Genomic DNA, 16483 nt, shown 5'->3' with positions numbered 1-16483 from the left:
ATCACAGCCAATGACAACGGCCTTTCATGAGGTGCTGTTTCCGCTTGCCGTGGCGTTCGGGGCGAGCGGGGGGCCGGAGCGGCGGACCGAGATCGTCGTGCTGGGCTCCGGCCACGAGGAGCGCAACGCGCGCTGGGCGGATTCGCGCCGGCGCTACGATGCGGGCTCGGGCGTGCGCTCGCTCGACGACCTGCATGCGGTGGCGGTCTTCTTCGAGGAGCGGCGCGGCCGGCTGACCGGGTTTCGCTACCGCGATCCGGTCGACCACCGCTCCGGCATCCCGAGCGCCGCGCCGACGCCGCTGGACCAGCCGATCGGCACCGGCGACGGGGCGACGGCGACGTTCCAGCTCGCCAAGACCTATGGCGGCGCGCATGCGCCCTGGGTGCGGCGGATCGACAAGCCGGTGGCGGAGACGGTTCGCGTGGCCGTCGGCGGGGTCGAGCAGACCGCCGGCGTCCACTTCACCGTGGATGGGGCGACCGGCGTCGTGACGTTTCAGCCGGGGGCGGTGCCGGGCATCGGATCGGCGGTGACGGCGGGGTTCCTGTTCGACGTGCCGGTGCGGTTCGACACCGACCGGCTGGAAATCTCGCTGACGGCGTTTGCCGCCGGCGCGCTGCCGTCCGTTCCGATCGTGGAGATCCGGCTGTGAAGACGCTTCCCGACGGGTTGGCCGCGCATCTGGCCGGCGGCACCACCACGCTCTGCCGCTGCTGGCGGCTGACCCGGGGCGACGGCACGGTGCTGGGGTTCACCGACCACGACCGGGACCTCGTCTTCGACGGCGTGGTGCACTCGGCCGAGGGCGGGTTGGCCGCGAGTTCCGACGTCGCCGCCAGCGGGCTCGCGGTGGGCGGCTTCGAGATCGAGGGGGCGCTGACCGACGACCGGCTGGCGGCGGGCGAGCTGGAGGGCGGCGTCTATGACGGCGCGGCGGTGGAGCTGTGGCTGGTCAACTGGGCGTCGGTCGAAGACCGGGTGCGGCTGCGCCGGGGCAGCATCGGCGAGGTGACGCGGGCGGACGGCGCGTTCCGGGCGGAGGTGCGCGGGCCGACGGTCGACCTCGACATCGTCGCCGGACGGCTGTTCCAGCCGCGCTGCGACGCGGACCTGGGCGATGGCCGCTGCGGCGTCGACCTCGGCGATCCGGCCTACCGGCTGGAGGCGGAGGTGACCAGCGTCCACGGCCGCGCCGGCCTGTCGGTGAGCGGGCTCGCGGGCTTTTCCGACGGCTGGTTCGCCCATGGCCGGCTGGCGTTTGTAAGCGGTCTCAACGCCGGACGCGCGGCGGAGATCAAGGCGCACAGCAACGCCACGTGGCGGATCGATCTGTGGCAGCCGATGGCGGCCGAGATCCTGACCGGCGACCACGTGGTGCTCACGGCCGGCTGCGACAAGCGCTTCGCCACCTGCGCCGAGCGGTTCGACAACGCGCTGAACTTCCGCGGCTTTCCGCACATGCCGGGCAACGACGCGGCGCTGGCGTCGGCATCCTTTAGCGGCGACAACGACGGCGGGAGGCTGGCGTGATGGCGACGCGGGCGGAGATCGTGGCGGCGGCGGAAGCCTGGCGCGGCACGCCCTATCGCCATCAGGCCTCGCTCAGGGGCGTCGGCTGCGACTGCCTGGGCCTGGTGCGCGGCGTGTGGCGGGAGACCATCGGGCCGGAGCCCGAGCCGGTGCCGGTCTACACGCCCGACTGGGCCGAGGCGGGCGGCGAGGAGGCGCTGGCGGCGGCGGGCTTCCGGCACCTGGTGCCGGTGGCGCCCGAGGCGCGGCGGCCGGGCGACCTGCTGCTGTTTCGCTGGCGGATGGGGGTGCCGGCCAAGCACGCCGGGATTCTCGTGACGCCGGAGCGCTTTCTCCACGCTTACGACGCGGCCGGCGGGGTGGTGGCGAGCCCGCTGTCGCCCTGGTGGGTGCGCCGGCTCGCCTTCGTCTTCGCCTTTCCGGGAGTGTGCGACTGATGGGAACGCTGGTCCTTTCCACCGCCGGCCAGGCGGTCGGCGGCCTGTTCGGGCCGGTCGGCGCGCTGGTCGGCCGGGCGGCGGGCGCGCTCGCCGGCGCCGTCGCAGACGACGCCCTGTTCGGCGGCTCGAAGGCATCGACGCCCACCGGCAAGCTCGACGATCTCGGCGTGCAGGCCTCCACCGAGGGCACGCCGATCCCGCGCGTCTATGGCCGCATGCGGCTGTCGGGCACGGTGATCTGGGCCACCCGCTTCGAGGAGACGGTGGTGGTGGAGGAGAGCGCCGGCGGCAAGGGCGGGGCGCAGCCGGAGAATTCCTCCTACGCCTATTTCGCGAGCTTCGCGGTGGGGGTGTGCGAGGGGCCGGTCGCGCGCATCGGCCGGATCTGGGCCGACGGCAAGCTGCTCGACCGGGAGATGGTGACGCACCGGGTGCATCTCGGCGCGGAGGACCAGATGCCCGATCCGCTGATCGAGGCGAAGCAGGGCACCGCGCCGGCCTATCGCGGCCTGGCGTACGTCGTCTTCGAGCGGATGCCGGTCGGACCCTACGGCAACCGGCTGCCGCAGCTCTCTTTCGAGGTGATCCGCGTCGTCGACCGGCTGGAGGGGATGCTGAAGGCGGTGACGCTGATCCCGGGCGCCACCGAGTTCGGCTATGAGCCGGGGGAAGTGAGGCGGACGCTCGGCCCGGGACGCAGCGTCAGCGACAATCGCCACGCGACGACGGCGGGCTCGGACCTGGAGGCGTCGCTGGACGAGCTGCAGGCGCTGTGCCCGGCGCTGGAGCGGGTGTCGCTGGTGGTGGCGTGGTTCGGCGACGACCTGCGCGCCGGCCACTGCCGGATCGAGCCGAAGGTGGAGGATGCCACCCGCGAGACGACCGGGGCGACCTGGCGGGTGAGCGGGCTGGAGCGCGGCGCGGCGCGGCTGACCTCGCGCATCGAGGACCGGCCGGCCTATGGCGGCACGCCGTCCGACGCGAGCGTCGTCGCGGCGATCCAGCACCTGAAGGCGCGCGGGCTGAAGGTGGTGTTCTATCCGTTCGTGCTGATGGACATTCCGGCCGGCAACTGCCTGCCGGATCCCTATGGCGGGGCGGAGCAGGCGCCGCATCCCTGGCGCGGGCGGATCAGCGTGCACCCGGCGCCGGGCGAGCCCGGTTCGCCCGACAAGACCGGGGCGGCGGCGGGCCAGGTGGCGGCGATCCTAGGGGCGGCGGGGCCGGGCGACTTCGCGGCTTCGGACGGCGGGATCGCCTATTCGGGCCCCGACGAGTGGTCGCTGCGCCGGATGATCCTGCATTACGCGCATCTGTGCGAGGCGGCGGGCGGGGTCGATGCCTTTCTGATCGGCTCGGAGCTGCGCGGGCTCACCTGGACGCGCTCGGACGCCGGCACCTATCCGTTCGTGGCCGGCCTCTGCGATCTCGCCGACGACGTGCGCGGCGTGCTGCGGGCGGGAACCAAGATCTCCTATGCGGCGGACTGGTCGGAGTATTTCGGCCATCAGCCGGCCGACGGCACCGGCGACGTGCACTTCCATCTCGACCCGCTGTGGGCGCGGAGCGCCGTCGATTTCGTCGGCATCGACGTCTACTGGCCGCTGTCGGACTGGCGCGACGGCGACCAGCTCGACGCCGCCGACGCCTATGGGCCCACCGATCTCGCCTATCTCGCCGGCAACCTGGCGGGGGGCGAGGGGTTCGACTGGTTCTATGCCAGCGGCGCGGACCGGAACGCCCAGACGCGCACGCCGATCACCGACGGTGCCCACGGCAAGCCCTGGGTGTTCCGCTACAAGGACCTGGCGGGATGGTGGGGAAACGCACATTTCGACCGGCCGGGCGGCGTCGAGGCGGGCGCGCCGACGGCGTGGACGGCGGCCATGAAGCCGGTGTGGTTCACCGAGGTGGGCTGCCCGGCGATCGACCGCGGCGCCAACCAGCCGAACGTCTTCTACGATCCGAAGTCGTCGGAATCCTTCTTTCCGTACTTTTCCTCGGGCGGGCGCGACGACGCCGTCCAGCGCCGCTACCTGGAGGCGATCGCGGGCGGCTTCGACCCCGAGTTCGGATCGGACGAGGCGGTGAACCCGCCGCACCCGGGCGAGGGCTGGCGCATGGTGGCGGCCGACGGGATCCACGCCTGGACGTGGGACGCGCGGCCGTTTCCGGCCTTTCCCCAGCGCGAGGATGCGTGGTCGGACGGGCCGAACTGGCAGCGCGGCCATTGGCTCAACGGCCGGCTGGGCGGAACCAGCCTGGCCGGGCTGGTGCGGGCGCTGTTCGCCGACTGGGGGCTCGCCGACCCGGAGGTCGTCGGGCTCGACACGGTGATCGACGGGATCGCCGTCGAGGCGCCGGCCACCTTGCGGTCGGTGCTGGCGCCGCTCGGCGAGGCGTTCGGCTTCGTCGGCATCGACGCCGGCACCCATGTGCGCTTCGCCGACCGGGGCGGGCGGCTGGCGGCCACCATTGCGGAGCCCGAGCTGGTCGACACCGCCGACGCCGAGGGCGTGCTGGTCTCGGTGGTGCGCGAGCAGGCGAGCGAGCTGCCCATCGAGCTCCGGATCTCCTACCGGGACACGCTGAAGGATTTTTCCGCCTCCACCGCGCTGTCGCGGCGGCTGGTGGGGGCGAGCCGGCAGGTGGCGGACCTCGCCCTGCCGGCGGCCCTCTGGGACGGGCTGGCGGGGCAGGCGGCCGACCGGCGGCTGCACGCGCGCTGGGCGGAGCGGACGCGGCTGTCGTTCGCGCTGCCGCCGAGCCGCATCGCGCTGGAGCCGGGCGACGTGGTGGCGCTCGCCACCCGCGCCGGCGAGCGGACCGTCACGCTGGAGGAGATCGAGGACGCCGGCCATCGGCGGGTGGAGGCGCGCAGCCACGAGGCGGCGGTGTTCCGGCCGGCGGCGGCCATCGGCGTGGGCCGGACGCCGAGCCCGGCGGGGAGCTACGGGCCGCCGCACGTGGTGTTCCTGGACCTGCCGCGGCTCGTCGACGGCGACGACCACCGGCCGCGCGTGGCGGCGTTCGCGGCGCCGTGGCCGGGGGCGGAGACGGTGTGGCGGAGCGCCAGCGGCGCGAGCTTCGAGGCGGTGGCTACGGTGGTGGCGCCGGCGACGATGGGCACGCTGGCGGCGCCGCTGGACGCCGGGCCGCTCGGGCGCTGGGACCGCGTCCATACTCTGTTGGTCGATCTGGCGGGGGGCAGCCTGTCGAGCCGGACCGACGCCGACGTGTTCGCCGGCGCCAACGCGCTGGCGGTGCGCTCGAACGCCGGCACCTGGGAGGTGCTGCAGTTCGCGGCTGCCGAGCTGGTGGCGGAGCGGCGCTACCGGCTGAGCCGGCTGCTGCGCGGCCAGCTCGGTACCGAGGATGCGATGGCGGCGGGGCATGCGGCCGGGACCGCGGCGGTGCTCCTGACGCCGGCGGTGACGACGGTGCCGCTCGACCGCAGCGCGCTCGGGCTTCCGCGCACCTACCGGATCGGGCCGCCGGCTGGCGGCATTGCCGGAGCGGCGGTGGTGGAGACCGCGTTCACGGCGGCGGGGCGGGTGATCCTGCCGCTGAGCCCGGTGCATCCGCGGGCACGGCGGGCCGACGACGGGCGGGTGACGCTGTCGTGGATCCGCCGCACGCGGGTCGGCGGCGACGACTGGAGCGGCGAGGACGTGCCGCTCGGCGAGACGGTGGAGCGCTACCGGCTGGAGATCCTGCAGGCGGGCGTGGTGGTGCGTGCCGTCGAGGTCGGCACGCCCGGCTTCGTCTACGAGGTGGCGGATCAGGTGGCGGACTTCGGGGCGCTGCCGGCGGCGCTGGAGGTGCGGATCGCCCAGCTGGCGATCGGCATCGGCGCCGGTGTCGCCCGGACCGCGGTCCTCAACCTCTGATCGGGTCGGCCGGGCGCGGAAAGCGGGCGCCGGTCGCGGCCGTGGCGTTGGCCGCCCGGCCGATCGCGGCCGGTGGAGGGACCACTGCGCGGCTGGGGGGCGGTCGTCGAGGCGTGCCCGGCGGTCTCGAGGTCAGGCAATGTCCGAGGAGTGCAGGGGGATAGCTGCTTCCAGAGCCGGATAAGGAAAAGGGGAAGCCGGCTTTCCGTTCCCATCCCGCTCCAAGAGATCCGAACCGATCGTCTTGCATGAACCGAGGCCAGTCAGCCCCGCTTTCGTTGTGCGCTGGAGCATTTCCCGTGCAGATCGAACCGATCCGAGCGAAGAGGAACTGCCAAAGGGTTTGAATCCGGAGACGTTTCTTATCGGTTCTTATCCGTCAGGTGTGACCACCTGACTTCGAAGAACCTAGTGGTAAATCTTCTTCATGCGGCGCTTGTGCTTGTTCTCAAGGCTGAGCCACATGAAGTCCTGGTTCGAAATCCAGATGAAATACCATCGGCCAAGGCGCCAAACCGGCACTTCCCGCTTGCGCTCGTAGCTCTGCAGCCACCCGCGGGTCTTGATCTTCAACGTGCCGCCGATGAGGCCGACCTGATAATGTGGCAAAGCCGCTCCTCGTTGCCCCCGTCGTCGATCACAGCACCGACGACATACCCGATCGAGTCAGTCCAAATTTACCAAGTCCGATGCTGCGCCGCAAACGATTTGCGGGCGCCGGCATCGCGCCTGGACTGGTCGGAACCGTCGGAAAACTGGACGATATCCGCAGCATACCACCCCCGGTGGCGGTTTGATACGGCAGCAGCGACAAGCTGTCGCGGGCGCCGACCTGCCTAGCCCGCGCTTCGCCGGCCGCTGCCGTGCACGACCGGCGAGGCCCCCCCCGATGAGACGCTCCTCGGACGATGCTCAGGGAACCGACCTTCGCTGCCGGCGTGGGCCGACGCACTCCACAATGAAGTCTACGACCTAAAATTGCAACCGCCGTCCGCCGCGGCGGCGAACGGCCCGCCGGCCGACGTGCGGTCGCGCCGTGGCCGGCTCGGGCTCGGGGCGACGGCCGGCGCTGCCTGGCCGGCATCCCGCTCACCCATCGAGGACATTGCGATGACCATGACCCTGTTGCCGCGCGACCGTGCGGCGCTTGCAGGCGTGCACCCCGATCTCGTCCGGATCGTTGCGCGCGCCGCCGACCTGTCACCGGTGCCGTTCCGGGTGTTCGAGGGGGTGCGGAGCGTCGAACGCCAGCGCGAGAACGTCCGCCGCGGCGTCTCCAGGACCATGAACTCCCGCCACATCCGGGGTGCGAACGGCGTCTGCCATGCGGTCGATCTGGTGCTGGCGTTCGACGTGGACCGGGACGGCGACATCGACGGTGCCGACCACTGGGCCAGCCCCGCCTCGCCCCAGGGCGCGGATGCGTGGCGGCGGCTGGAGATGGCGGTGAAGACCGCCGCGCGCGAGCTGGACGTGCCCGTCGAATGGGGCGGCGACTGGCGTTCCTTCAAGGATTATCCGCACTGGCAGCTGCCGTGGAAGGCCTATCCGCCGGACCGGCCGGTGGGCGCGGCGCGGGTGCCGGCCCCGGCGAGCGACGATGCCGCGGCGGAGAACGATGCGGCGGTGGTGCGGGCCTATCAGGCGAAGCTGCGCCGCCTCGGCTACGCGGTGCCCGTCAACGGGCGCCTCGACGACCGCACCGGCTTCGTGGTGCGGGTCGCCCAGCGGCAGAACGGGCTCGTCGTCGACGGCGTCCTGGGACCGCGCACCCGCACCGCGATCGACGCGATGATGGCCGCCCGGGCACGAGGCGAGGCGGCAGGTGCCGGCCTGGCCGTGGCCGACACGGAGGAGGTGGCGGGCGCCGGGCCGGCGCGCGAGGAAAGCGAGCAGCAGGCGGCCGCCCGGCAGGCGCTGGCGGTGGGCGGCGGCGGCGCGCTGGCGGGCGCGGGGCTGGCGGGGCAGGGGATCGAGCAGGCGGTCGAGGCGGCCCGGCAGGGACAGACGATCTTCACCGCCGGCACCCTGGTCCACGCGGTGTTCGGGCTCGTGGTGGTCGCGCTGCTGGGGCTGCAGGCCTACCGGACGATGAAGCGGGCGGGGGCGTTGCCGCGATGGCTCGGGGGCGCGGGATGATCGGCGCCGCCGCATCGGTGTTGGTGCTTGCCGGGCGCATCCCGTGGAAGGCCTACGCGGTCGCCGGGCTGGCGCTGGCCGGCTGGTGGGCCGTCGATCGCGCCTATGACCGGGGACGGGCCGACTGCGCCACGGCCGCGCGCGCCGCCGTGGCGGCGGAACGGCTGCGCCAGGCGGCCGCCAATGACATCGCGCTGAAGGCCGGGGCGGATCTCGCGGCGGCGCTCGCCGACGAGAACGACCGGTTGAGGACGCTCGTTACGGAGATTGAAGATGAAAGCCGTGGCCTGCCTGACAGCGATGCTTGCGGGCTCGGCCCTGACAGGCTGCGTCTCCTCGACCGGATCGGCGGTGAGGCCCAGCCTGGCGGAGCCGCCGGTGGCCCTCACCCGTGACTGCGACGATCCCGTCCGGCTCGCCGGCGAGACGGGGGCGGCTGCGGGGATCGGCCAGAGCGCGGTGGTGGCGCTGTGGGCGAGGGATCGCGCCGCGCTGGTCGCCTGCAAGGGGCGGCACCGGGGGCTGAAGACGTTCTACGGCGTGCGCGACGCGGGGCTGCGCGGGTGAGGTGCGGGCGCGCGAGATGGGTCAACGCAAAACGGGCGGGGAGACCCCCGCCCGTCGCGCCGTTTCCGGAGGTGCGCGGCCCGCGCTACTTCGCGGCGGGGCCGAGATTGATCAGCTGCACGCGGCGGTTGACCTGGCTGTACGGGTTGGCCGGATCGCGAAGATCCTCTTCGCCGAGGCCGACCGGCACCAGCATGTTGGCCGGCACGTAGAAGGTCGTGGTGAGGGCCTCGGTCACCGCGTTGGCACGGCGCTGGCTGAGCTCGAGGTTGTACTCGCGCTTGCCCTTGGCGTCGGTGTGGCCGATCACCAGGAACCGGTCGCCGCCCAGGTAGACGGTGTGCAGCGCGTCGGCGATCAGGCCGAGCGTCTCGTAGGATTCCGGCCGGATGCGATCGGAATCGAAGTCGAAGGTGATCTCGACGATGAACTGACGGAGCCTGGCGAGTTCCGCCTCGATCGGCAGATCGGTGGTCGAGTCGTCGCCCGGATGCAGGCGGATGTTGTCGAGCGCCTGCTGGCGCAGCTCGTCGGCCGTGATCTGCAGGCTACGGCTTTCGACGTTCTGCAGGTTGTTGATGATTTCGTTGCGCGTGAGCGCGGTCTGGGCGGACACGGGGAGCGACAGAAGCGCCAGTGCAGCCGCGGCGAGGATCAGTCTCTTCATGGGATCTACTCGGCTCGATGTCGGATCTGACGGGCTCAGCGGTAGCCGGCGTCGGTGATGGCCTGGTTGCATTTCTGGCCAACCGACCGTTCGGCCTTCAGCAGGCAGCGAAGCTCGGGAACCTTGCCGGCCAGGGTCTGCGTCGGCGTGCTGCCGTGGACGTTGCAGAGCTGGGCCGAATCGCGCGCGCAGACCTGGAAGACGACCTGCTGGGCTTCGTGACGCTTCTTGATGAGCTCGTAGACGCGGACATAGTCCGCCTTGCACTGGGGCGAGACCTTCGCGGCGTTGGCGTCGAGGCACTTCTGGATGCCGAAATTGCCGATGTTCGCCTTCGGGCAGTACTTGTTGATATCGGCGCCGCAGCTGTCGGCGAGGATCTTGATCGCACCGGCGTAGCCGATGGTCTGCGCCGACGCCTGGTTGGCGGTAGCGAACAGGCCGACGAACGCGGCGAGCGCCGCTGCGGCAAGCAGTCTCGAAATGGACATTCAGTCCTCCCGGTCGAAGTGAACACGAACGAGGCCGGACCGACGGTCTTGCGTCAGGCCCCCCAGCGATCAAGAAACCGATTTGGGGGCAATGTTTCAACCAAAACCCGCGGAGGACTGCCTATTTCGTCACCTTGCAGCCGAAAAATGGCCCAAATCCACCAGCCGGCTTCGCGCCCGGGGCCATCCGGTCGCGCGGGCGCTGCGACGCGGGGGGGCGGCGCGCCGTGGCGCCTGGCCGTTTGCGCTCGCCGCGGCGGCCGAGGGCGCCGACCGATTCGGGTCAGGGCAGCGGGTTTCGGGCCGCGTCGCGGCTACCGCTCGGGCTCATCGCCGCGCATGCTGAGGAATTCGTTCAGCCCGTAGAGGGTTTCGATCCGGCTGGCGAAGACCTTCATCACCACGAGCAGCGGCACGGCGATCAGGACGCCGACGAACCCCCAGAGAAAGCCCCAGAAGGCGACCGCGAGCAGGACCGCCACCGTGTTGATCTGCAGCCGCCGGCCGACCAGGAGCGGGGTGATGAACTGGCCCTCGACGGTGGTGCAGGCGAGGTAGATCAGCGGCGCCAGGATCGCCTGGCCGAGGGTCGGGAACGAGATCAGCGCGATCAGGGCGGTGACCGCGATGCCGATGATCGAGCCGAGGTAGGGCACGAAGTTGAGCAGCGCCGCCGCCACCCCCCAGAGGACCGGGTTGGGCATGCCGATCGCGAACATGCCGGCGGCGATCACGGCGCCGAGGCCGGCGTTGATGATGGAGATGGTGAACAGGTAGGTGGAGATGGACCGCTCGATCTCCTTGGCGATCGCCAGCCCGTGCTTCTTGTCGGTGAGGGTGGGCAAGACCCGCACCAGCTTCTCCTGCAGCATGTCGCCCGACGAAAGCAGGAACATCAGCAGGATGAGGGTCAGGCCGGCGCCGGCGAAGATCTGGGACGCGCTGTCGGCGGCGGTGTCGAGCAGGCCCGGGTCGCGGATCACGACCTCCTGGGCCGACCCGTCCGACGGCTGCTTCATGGCGTCGTTGATCTGTTCCTGGGCCCTCTGAACATCCTCGACCGACTCGCGCAGGTTGCGCAGCTTGAAGCTGATCTCCGCGCGCACCTGGGGAACGGCGCTGATCCATTCGGAGACCGGCGCGCTGAGGGTGTAGGCGGCGCCCCCGAGGCCGATGGCGAGGACGAGGCCGAGGGTGACCGCGGTGACGCCTTCGGGGATGCCGCGCCGTCTCAACGCGCGGACGATGGGCAGCAGGACGAGGGCGAACAGGAACGCGAGGGTGACGGGCATGATGAGCCCCTTACCGAAGTAGAGGACGCCCACGATCATGATCAGGAAGATCCCGATGACGGCGGTCTTCATGCGCTCACACGGATTGGGCCGGCGGGGCGAACGCCCGCGCCGGCCGAGGGGGACATGCGGATCCTATCAGGGGGCCGAAGCGGGGCTCTTTAAAATCTGCAAACCCGAAACGCACAAAACCGTCCGAAGATGCAGAAATTCTTCGGGCCGATGAAGAAATAACGTCGAGGGGCGATCTGATCGCCTGCGCTGCGGCGTCAGATCTGGTCGGTGGTCTTGCGGCCGGCGGCCGGCTTGCGCGCCGGCTTCGCGGCGGGGGCCGCCGGGCGCTTGTCCGCAGCCGCTTTCTTGGCGGGCGCCGCGGCCTTGGCTTTGCCGCTGCCCCTGGCGCCTGCGGACGCCTTGCCGGACGGGCCGGCCTTGGCCGCGGCGGCTGCTTTGGGTGCCGGTGCCGGCTCGGCTTCCGGGGCGGCGGCAGGCGTCTCTGTCGCCTCGGCGTCGGGCGCGACGGTCCAGTCGACCGGCTCCTCGGCGGGGGGCGGAGCGTCGTCCGGGCCTTCGACGGGGTCGGGCGCCGCAAGGTCCGGCTCGGCGGCGGGGGCGGCGGTGTCGGGCCGAGGAGTGCTGGTGTCGGGCTGAGGAGCGGCGGCGGCCGACCGGGTCGAGGCCGACAGGGAGCCGACCATGCGGCCGCCGGCATCGATGGCGAGCGCACCGTAGGCGATCTCGCCTTCGACATCGCCGGTGGCGCGGACCGCCAGCTCGCCGGAGACCGACAGGGTGCCCCGGAAGGTGCCCAGGATCTCCGCCGTTTCCGCCTCTGCGTGCCCGCTCAGCGTGCCGCCGCGGCCGACGACGAGATGTCCGGCGGCGATGTCGCCTTCGAAACGGCCGTCGACCTGCGCGGTCCCGCCGACGCGGGTCCGGGCGTTCTCGACGGCGGTCTCCACTCCGACCAGAAACTGGATTGTGTCACGGGCTGCCATGCCCGCATCCTAGGGGGGAGCGGAATCGCCTTCAAGGTGCTTCGGCGCTGGGTCGGGCCTGCCGTCGCCGGCGAGGCCGGCATCCGCCGGCGGCGCGATTGTTCATGGCAGGTTCAGGAGGAGCGCGGTACACCCATCCCCATGAAGCGGTTTCGAACCTTCCTCCTTGCCCTGAGCCTGTCGATCGCCGCGGTGCAGACCGCGGCCGCGGCCTGCCTGTCGCCCGGCGAACAGCGCGACGCGGTGCAGAGCGGGGCGGCGGTGCGCCCGGCCGCCGTGCAGGGCCAGGTGCAGGGAGAACTCGTGCGCCTCGACCTGTGCCAGGACGGCGGGCGTCTCGTCTACGTGGCCACGGTGCTGATGCCGGGCGGACAGGTCGACCGGGTCGTGTTCGATGCCCGGTCGGGTGCCAGGCAGTAGGGAGGCCATCATGCGCGTGCTCGTCGTCGAGGACGATCAGGACCTGTCGCGCCAGCTGAAGCAGGCGCTTGGCGATGCGGGCTATGTGGTCGATCTCGCCCACGACGGCGAGGACGGCCACTTCCTGGGCGACACCGAACCCTACGACGCAGTCGTGCTCGACATCGGCCTGCCGGTGATGGACGGGATCTCGGTGCTGGAGCGCTGGCGGCGGGACGGGCGGACGATGCCCGTCCTCGTGCTCACCGCGCGCGACCGCTGGAGCGACAAGGTGGCCGGCATCGACGCCGGCGCCGACGACTATGTCGCCAAGCCGTTCCACATGGAGGAGGTGCTGGCCCGCCTGCGCGCGCTGGTGCGCCGCTCGGCCGGCCACGCCAGCAACGTGGTCGCCTGCGGGCCGGTGGAGATCGACACCCGGTCGGGGCGCGTCGCGGTGGACGGCCAGACCATCAAGCTGACCTCCCACGAATACCGGCTGCTCGCCTACCTGATGCTGCACAAGGATCGCGTCGTCTCGCGCACGGAGCTGATCGAGCACCTGTACGACCAGGATTTCGACCGGGATTCGAATACGATCGAAGTGTTCGTCGGGCGCCTGCGCAAGAAGATCCCGGCGCCGATCATCGAGACCATCCGCGGGCTCGGCTACCGGGTCGCCGAACCGGGCGAAGGCGAAGGCGCGGATGCGGCCGGCACCTAATTCCCTCGCCAGGCGGCTGTTCTTCATTTCGGCGATCTGGAGCGTTGCCGCGATCCTGGTCGCCGGCCTGATCCTCGTCGCGCTCTACCGGCAGTCGGTAGAGCGGGCCTTCGACGAGCGGCTGGACGTCTACCTGAAGACCGTGGTGGGCGAACTGGCCGCCGACCAGCAGGCGGGCGAGGGCGGCTCGACGGCGATCTCGGTCGGCGGCCTCGGCGAACCCCGGTTCGCGCTGCCGCTCTCCGGCTGGTACTGGACCGTGACTGATGCGCAGACCGGCGCGGTGCTGGCCGCCTCGCCGTCGCTGGCCGGCGACCGGCTCGCCCTGCCGGCCGAGCAGGAACAGCCCGACGACTGGCGGCGGCCGATGACGGCGTCGATCACCGGCCCGGACGGCGAGGCGCTGCGCGTCGTCAGCCGGCACATCCGGCTGCCGGACGGCACCCGCTATCTTGTCTCGATCGCCGGCGATACGACGGAGGTCCGCAAGGACGTGATCTCGTTCGGCACGCGGGTGGCGGCGACGCTGTTCGCGATGGGCGCGGGGCTGGTGCTGGCGATCGTCCTGCAGGTGCGGATCGGCCTGAAGCCGCTCGACCGCATCAGGGCCTCGCTGCAGGCCATCCGGGTCGGCGACCGGGAGCGGCTGGAGGGCGATTTTCCCCGCGAGATCGCGCCGCTCGCGAGCGAGCTCAACGCGCTGCTCGACAGCCACCGGGAGGTGGTGGAGCGCTCGCGGACGCACGTCGGCAACCTCGCCCATGCCCTGAAGACGCCGCTGAGCGTGATCCTGAACGAGGCGCGCGAGGCCGACGGTCCGTTCCCGCGGAAGGTGGCGGAACAGGCAAGCGCCATGCAGACCCACATCGCCCACCATCTCGACCGGGCCCAGATCGCGGCGCAGCGCCGGGTGATCGGCGTGGTCACGCCGGTCGAGCCGGTGCTCGAATCGGTCGTGCGCGCCATGCGGCGGCTCTACGAGGAGAAGGGCATCGCGATCGAGGTCGCCGACCACACCGGCTTCCGCTTCCGCGGCGAGAAGCAGGACCTGCTGGAGGTGCTCGGCAACCTTCTCGACAATGCCTGCAAGTGGGCGGAGCGCGATGTCCGGGTGGCCGTGCGCCCGGCGCCGGAGACCTCCGGTGCGCTGCCGTTCTTCGACATCGTGGTGGAGGACGACGGGCCCGGCCTGCCGCCGGAGGAGCGCGTCCGGGTGATCGAGCGCGGCCGCCGGCTGGACGAGACCAAGCCCGGAAGCGGTCTCGGGCTGTCGATCGTGTCGGAGCTGGTGCGGCTCTACGGCGGCGAGCTCACGCTGGCGGCGTCGGCCGAGGGCGGCCTGCAGGCCGTCGTGCGGCTGCCAAGGATTTGATGGGGATCGTTTCGGTTCCTGCGCCGTTTTGGTGTAGACGGTGTCTGAACGCAATTCGGCCACCAACCTATGCAAACCACCCCTCGTCCTCCTCATCCATCGTTCGAACTCATGTTGCCCGAGCCCGAAATGAACCGGCCCCTGCGGCGCGGCTTCCGCGCCTCCGTCTTCCGCATCGTGTCGGTTCTCGTCGTGTCGAGCGCCGTCTCGGCGTGCGTCGCGACCACCGGCGGCGGCACCAGTGCTCCCGACACGGCCGGCCGGGTCGAGGGATCGCAGATCACGCGCAGCGATGCGCTCGGCCTCACCCGCGAGGACCAGTCGGTGGCGCTCAAGGCGGAGTTCCGGGCGCTGGAGATCACGCCGGCCGGCGCCGCCGTGTCATGGCGCAATCCGGCCACCGGCCATTCCGGCGACGTGCTGCCCGGGCCGGCCTATCAGGTGAACGCCCAGAGCTGCCGCGACTACACCCACACGGTGGAGGCGGCCGACGGGGCGAGCTTCCAGGCGACGGCATGTCGCGGTCCCGACGGGGTGTGGCAGGTGGTGACCTGAGCGCGGGCCTGCTAGAGCAATTCCAGGTCAGGCCGGGTCGGGATTCCGGTGGACGATCGCACGGCGGCGTCTCTCCGGCGGTCCGTGCGCGCTCGCGCCGACGTTTGTTGACGGGGTGGGCGTCCCACTCTCTTTTTCCCGGCGGGGTGATCCCGGGCCGTCTCCCGATCGGGGGAGAGGCACCGCCCGGGACGCGGAAGGAGCCGGACGTCTCGTGATGGTGTTCTGGATTTCGGTGGCGATCCTCACCGCATTGGCGGTGCTGGCGGTGCTGTGGCCGCTGTCGCGTCGCCCGGACGCGGACGACGCCCCGCACGACGTCGCCGTCTACCGGGACCAGCTCGGCGAGGTCGAGCGCGACGTGGAGCGCGGGCTGATCGCGCCGGGCGAGGCGGAAGGCGCGCGCGCGGAGATCGCCAGGCGCCTGCTGCGCGCCGACCGGGAAGCCGGGGGCGCCTCGATCCCGAGCCGGACTCGCCGCAGGGTCGTGGCGCTGGCGGTGATCGTGACGATCCCGCTCGTCTCCCTCCTCGTCTACGGCACGCTGGGGCGGCCGACCTATCCCGACCAGCCGCGCGCCGCGCGCCTGCAGGCGCCGGCCGGCGACGAGACGCTGTCGACGCTGGTCGCCCGCGTCGAGGACCACCTGGCCAAGAACCCGGACGACGGACGCGGCTGGGACGTGCTCGGCCCGGTCTATCTGCGCCTCGGCCGTCCCGCCGACGCCAGCGCCGCCTTCACCAACGCCATCCGCCTGGAAGGCGAGAGCGCCGAGCGGCTGTCCGGCCTCGGCGAAGCCATCGTGCAGGCGAACGGCGGCGTGGTGACGGACGACGCGACGGCAGCGTTCACGGCGGCGCGCGACCTGGCTCCGGCGGCGGTCAACCCGCGCTTCTTCCTCGCGCTGGGCCTGAGCCAGGAAGGCAAGACCGACGAAGCGATCGCCGCCTGGAATGCCCTGATCGCCTCGGCCGAGGGCGGCGAGCCGTGGCTTCCCATCGCCCGGCAGCAGGTGGCGGCGCTGGGCGGCGTGGCTGCGGGCGCACCGGCTGGAGCGGATGCACCGGCGGGAGCCGACGGAGCGATGCCCGGGCCGAGCCGCGCCGACGTGGACGCAGCCGCCGGCATGAGCGACGCAGACCGGCAGGCGATGATCGAGGGGATGGTCGCGCAGCTGGCGACGCGCCTCGATTCGAGCGGCGGCAGCGTCGACGAATGGCTGCGGCTGATCCGCGCCTACCAGGTGCTCGGGCGCACCGACGACGCGAAGGCGGCGGCCGAGCGGGCCACCGAGGCCTTCGCCGACGACCCTGAGGCACAAGCGCGCATCCGGTCCATCGAAGACGAAATTGGTCTAAATCAATAATCGTTCTATGTGATCGGACTAGGAAAAGCCGACAGACGTTCGCGCGCGTC

Annotated in this window: 17 protein-coding genes; 12 read left to right on the top strand and 5 right to left on the bottom strand. The window is 71.7% G+C overall.

What is annotated here, in order from left to right:
* Window positions 1-10: 10 nt before the first annotated feature.
* The 4 genes from ACSSVZ_RS19975 to ACSSVZ_RS19960 are packed head-to-tail and all read left to right on the top strand — an operon-like array spanning window position 11 to window position 5863.
* Window positions 11-655: a phage distal tail protein, Rcc01695 family gene (locus ACSSVZ_RS19975; protein ID WP_453972497.1), complete on the top strand. Its 645-nt coding sequence runs from the start codon at window positions 11-13 to the stop codon at window positions 653-655.
* Window positions 652-1533, top strand: coding sequence for a DUF2163 domain-containing protein (locus ACSSVZ_RS19970; protein WP_453972496.1), 882 nt, complete (start codon window positions 652-654; stop codon window positions 1531-1533). Before ACSSVZ_RS19975 ends, ACSSVZ_RS19970 begins: the two co-directional genes overlap by 4 nt.
* Window positions 1533-1970 carry an NlpC/P60 family protein gene (locus tag ACSSVZ_RS19965; RefSeq protein WP_453972495.1) on the top strand — a complete coding sequence of 146 codons (438 nt, stop codon included), beginning with the start codon at window positions 1533-1535 and terminating at the stop codon, window positions 1968-1970. Before ACSSVZ_RS19970 ends, ACSSVZ_RS19965 begins: the two co-directional genes overlap by 1 nt.
* Window positions 1970-5863: a baseplate multidomain protein megatron gene (locus ACSSVZ_RS19960; RefSeq protein WP_453972494.1), complete on the top strand. Its 3894-nt coding sequence runs from the start codon at window positions 1970-1972 to the stop codon at window positions 5861-5863. The genes ACSSVZ_RS19965 and ACSSVZ_RS19960 overlap by 1 nt, the downstream gene beginning before the upstream one ends.
* A 408-nt stretch (window positions 5864-6271) precedes the next feature.
* Here ACSSVZ_RS19960 and ACSSVZ_RS19955 read toward each other — a convergent pair whose 3' ends face one another.
* The gene (locus tag ACSSVZ_RS19955; protein ID WP_453972493.1) at window positions 6272-6472 is read right to left on the bottom strand and encodes a hypothetical protein; all 201 of its coding nucleotides are present in this window, start codon (window positions 6470-6472) and stop codon (window positions 6272-6274) included.
* A 501-nt stretch (window positions 6473-6973) separates the two neighbouring features.
* Between ACSSVZ_RS19955 and ACSSVZ_RS19950 the strand changes: the two genes are divergently transcribed.
* From ACSSVZ_RS19950 to ACSSVZ_RS19940, 3 genes are read left to right on the top strand one after another with little or no spacing between them, the layout of a single operon-like run.
* A complete protein-coding gene (locus tag ACSSVZ_RS19950) occupies window positions 6974-8002 on the top strand; it encodes a peptidoglycan-binding protein (protein WP_453972492.1) in 1029 nt (342 codons plus the stop codon).
* Entirely contained in the window at window positions 7999-8397 is a 399-nt protein-coding gene (locus ACSSVZ_RS19945) for a hypothetical protein (protein ID WP_453972491.1), read from the top strand. The genes ACSSVZ_RS19950 and ACSSVZ_RS19945 overlap by 4 nt, the downstream gene beginning before the upstream one ends.
* On the top strand, window positions 8381-8569 hold the full coding sequence (locus tag ACSSVZ_RS19940; protein ID WP_453972490.1) for an anaerobic dehydrogenase: 189 nt from the start codon (window positions 8381-8383) through the stop codon (window positions 8567-8569). The genes ACSSVZ_RS19945 and ACSSVZ_RS19940 overlap by 17 nt, the downstream gene beginning before the upstream one ends.
* Window positions 8570-8654: 85 nt before the next feature.
* Here the strand turns inward: ACSSVZ_RS19940 and ACSSVZ_RS19935 are convergent, their stop codons facing one another.
* The 4 genes from ACSSVZ_RS19935 to ACSSVZ_RS19920 form a co-directional block, all read right to left on the bottom strand.
* The gene (locus tag ACSSVZ_RS19935) at window positions 8655-9236 is read right to left on the bottom strand and encodes an OmpA family protein (protein ID WP_453972489.1); all 582 of its coding nucleotides are present in this window, start codon (window positions 9234-9236) and stop codon (window positions 8655-8657) included.
* Window positions 9237-9271: 35 nt separating this feature from the next.
* Window positions 9272-9727, bottom strand: coding sequence for a hypothetical protein (locus tag ACSSVZ_RS19930; protein ID WP_453972488.1), 456 nt, complete (start codon window positions 9725-9727; stop codon window positions 9272-9274).
* A 314-nt stretch (window positions 9728-10041) separates the two neighbouring features.
* Complete coding sequence (locus ACSSVZ_RS19925) at window positions 10042-11091, bottom strand: AI-2E family transporter (protein WP_453972487.1); 1050 nt, start codon at window positions 11089-11091, stop codon at window positions 10042-10044.
* A 197-nt stretch (window positions 11092-11288) separates the two neighbouring features.
* Window positions 11289-12017 (bottom strand): polymer-forming cytoskeletal protein, encoded by a 729-nt coding sequence (locus ACSSVZ_RS19920; RefSeq protein ID WP_453972486.1) that lies wholly within the window; start codon window positions 12015-12017, stop codon window positions 11289-11291.
* A 141-nt stretch (window positions 12018-12158) separates the two neighbouring features.
* Here ACSSVZ_RS19920 and ACSSVZ_RS19915 point away from each other — a divergent pair, with 141 nt between their 5' ends.
* From ACSSVZ_RS19915 to ccmI, 5 genes are all read left to right on the top strand, one after another.
* Window positions 12159-12437 (top strand): PepSY domain-containing protein, encoded by a 279-nt coding sequence (locus tag ACSSVZ_RS19915; protein WP_453972485.1) that lies wholly within the window; start codon window positions 12159-12161, stop codon window positions 12435-12437.
* A gap of 10 nt (window positions 12438-12447) precedes the next feature.
* Complete coding sequence (locus tag ACSSVZ_RS19910) at window positions 12448-13140, top strand: response regulator transcription factor (RefSeq protein WP_453972484.1); 693 nt, start codon at window positions 12448-12450, stop codon at window positions 13138-13140.
* A complete protein-coding gene (locus ACSSVZ_RS19905; protein WP_453972483.1) occupies window positions 13124-14512 on the top strand; it encodes an ATP-binding protein in 1389 nt (462 codons plus the stop codon). Before ACSSVZ_RS19910 ends, ACSSVZ_RS19905 begins: the two co-directional genes overlap by 17 nt.
* Window positions 14513-14641: 129 nt before the next feature.
* The gene (locus tag ACSSVZ_RS19900) at window positions 14642-15067 is read left to right on the top strand and encodes an RT0821/Lpp0805 family surface protein (RefSeq protein ID WP_453972482.1); all 426 of its coding nucleotides are present in this window, start codon (window positions 14642-14644) and stop codon (window positions 15065-15067) included.
* 217 nt (window positions 15068-15284) lie between these two features.
* Window positions 15285-16433: a c-type cytochrome biogenesis protein CcmI gene (ccmI, locus tag ACSSVZ_RS19895; protein WP_453972481.1), complete on the top strand. Its 1149-nt coding sequence runs from the start codon at window positions 15285-15287 to the stop codon at window positions 16431-16433.
* Window positions 16434-16483 lie beyond the last annotated feature (50 nt).

The sequence above is a fragment of the Amorphus sp. MBR-141 genome (genome assembly GCF_053628695.1).
This window is presented reverse-complemented; position numbering and strand designations above follow the sequence as displayed.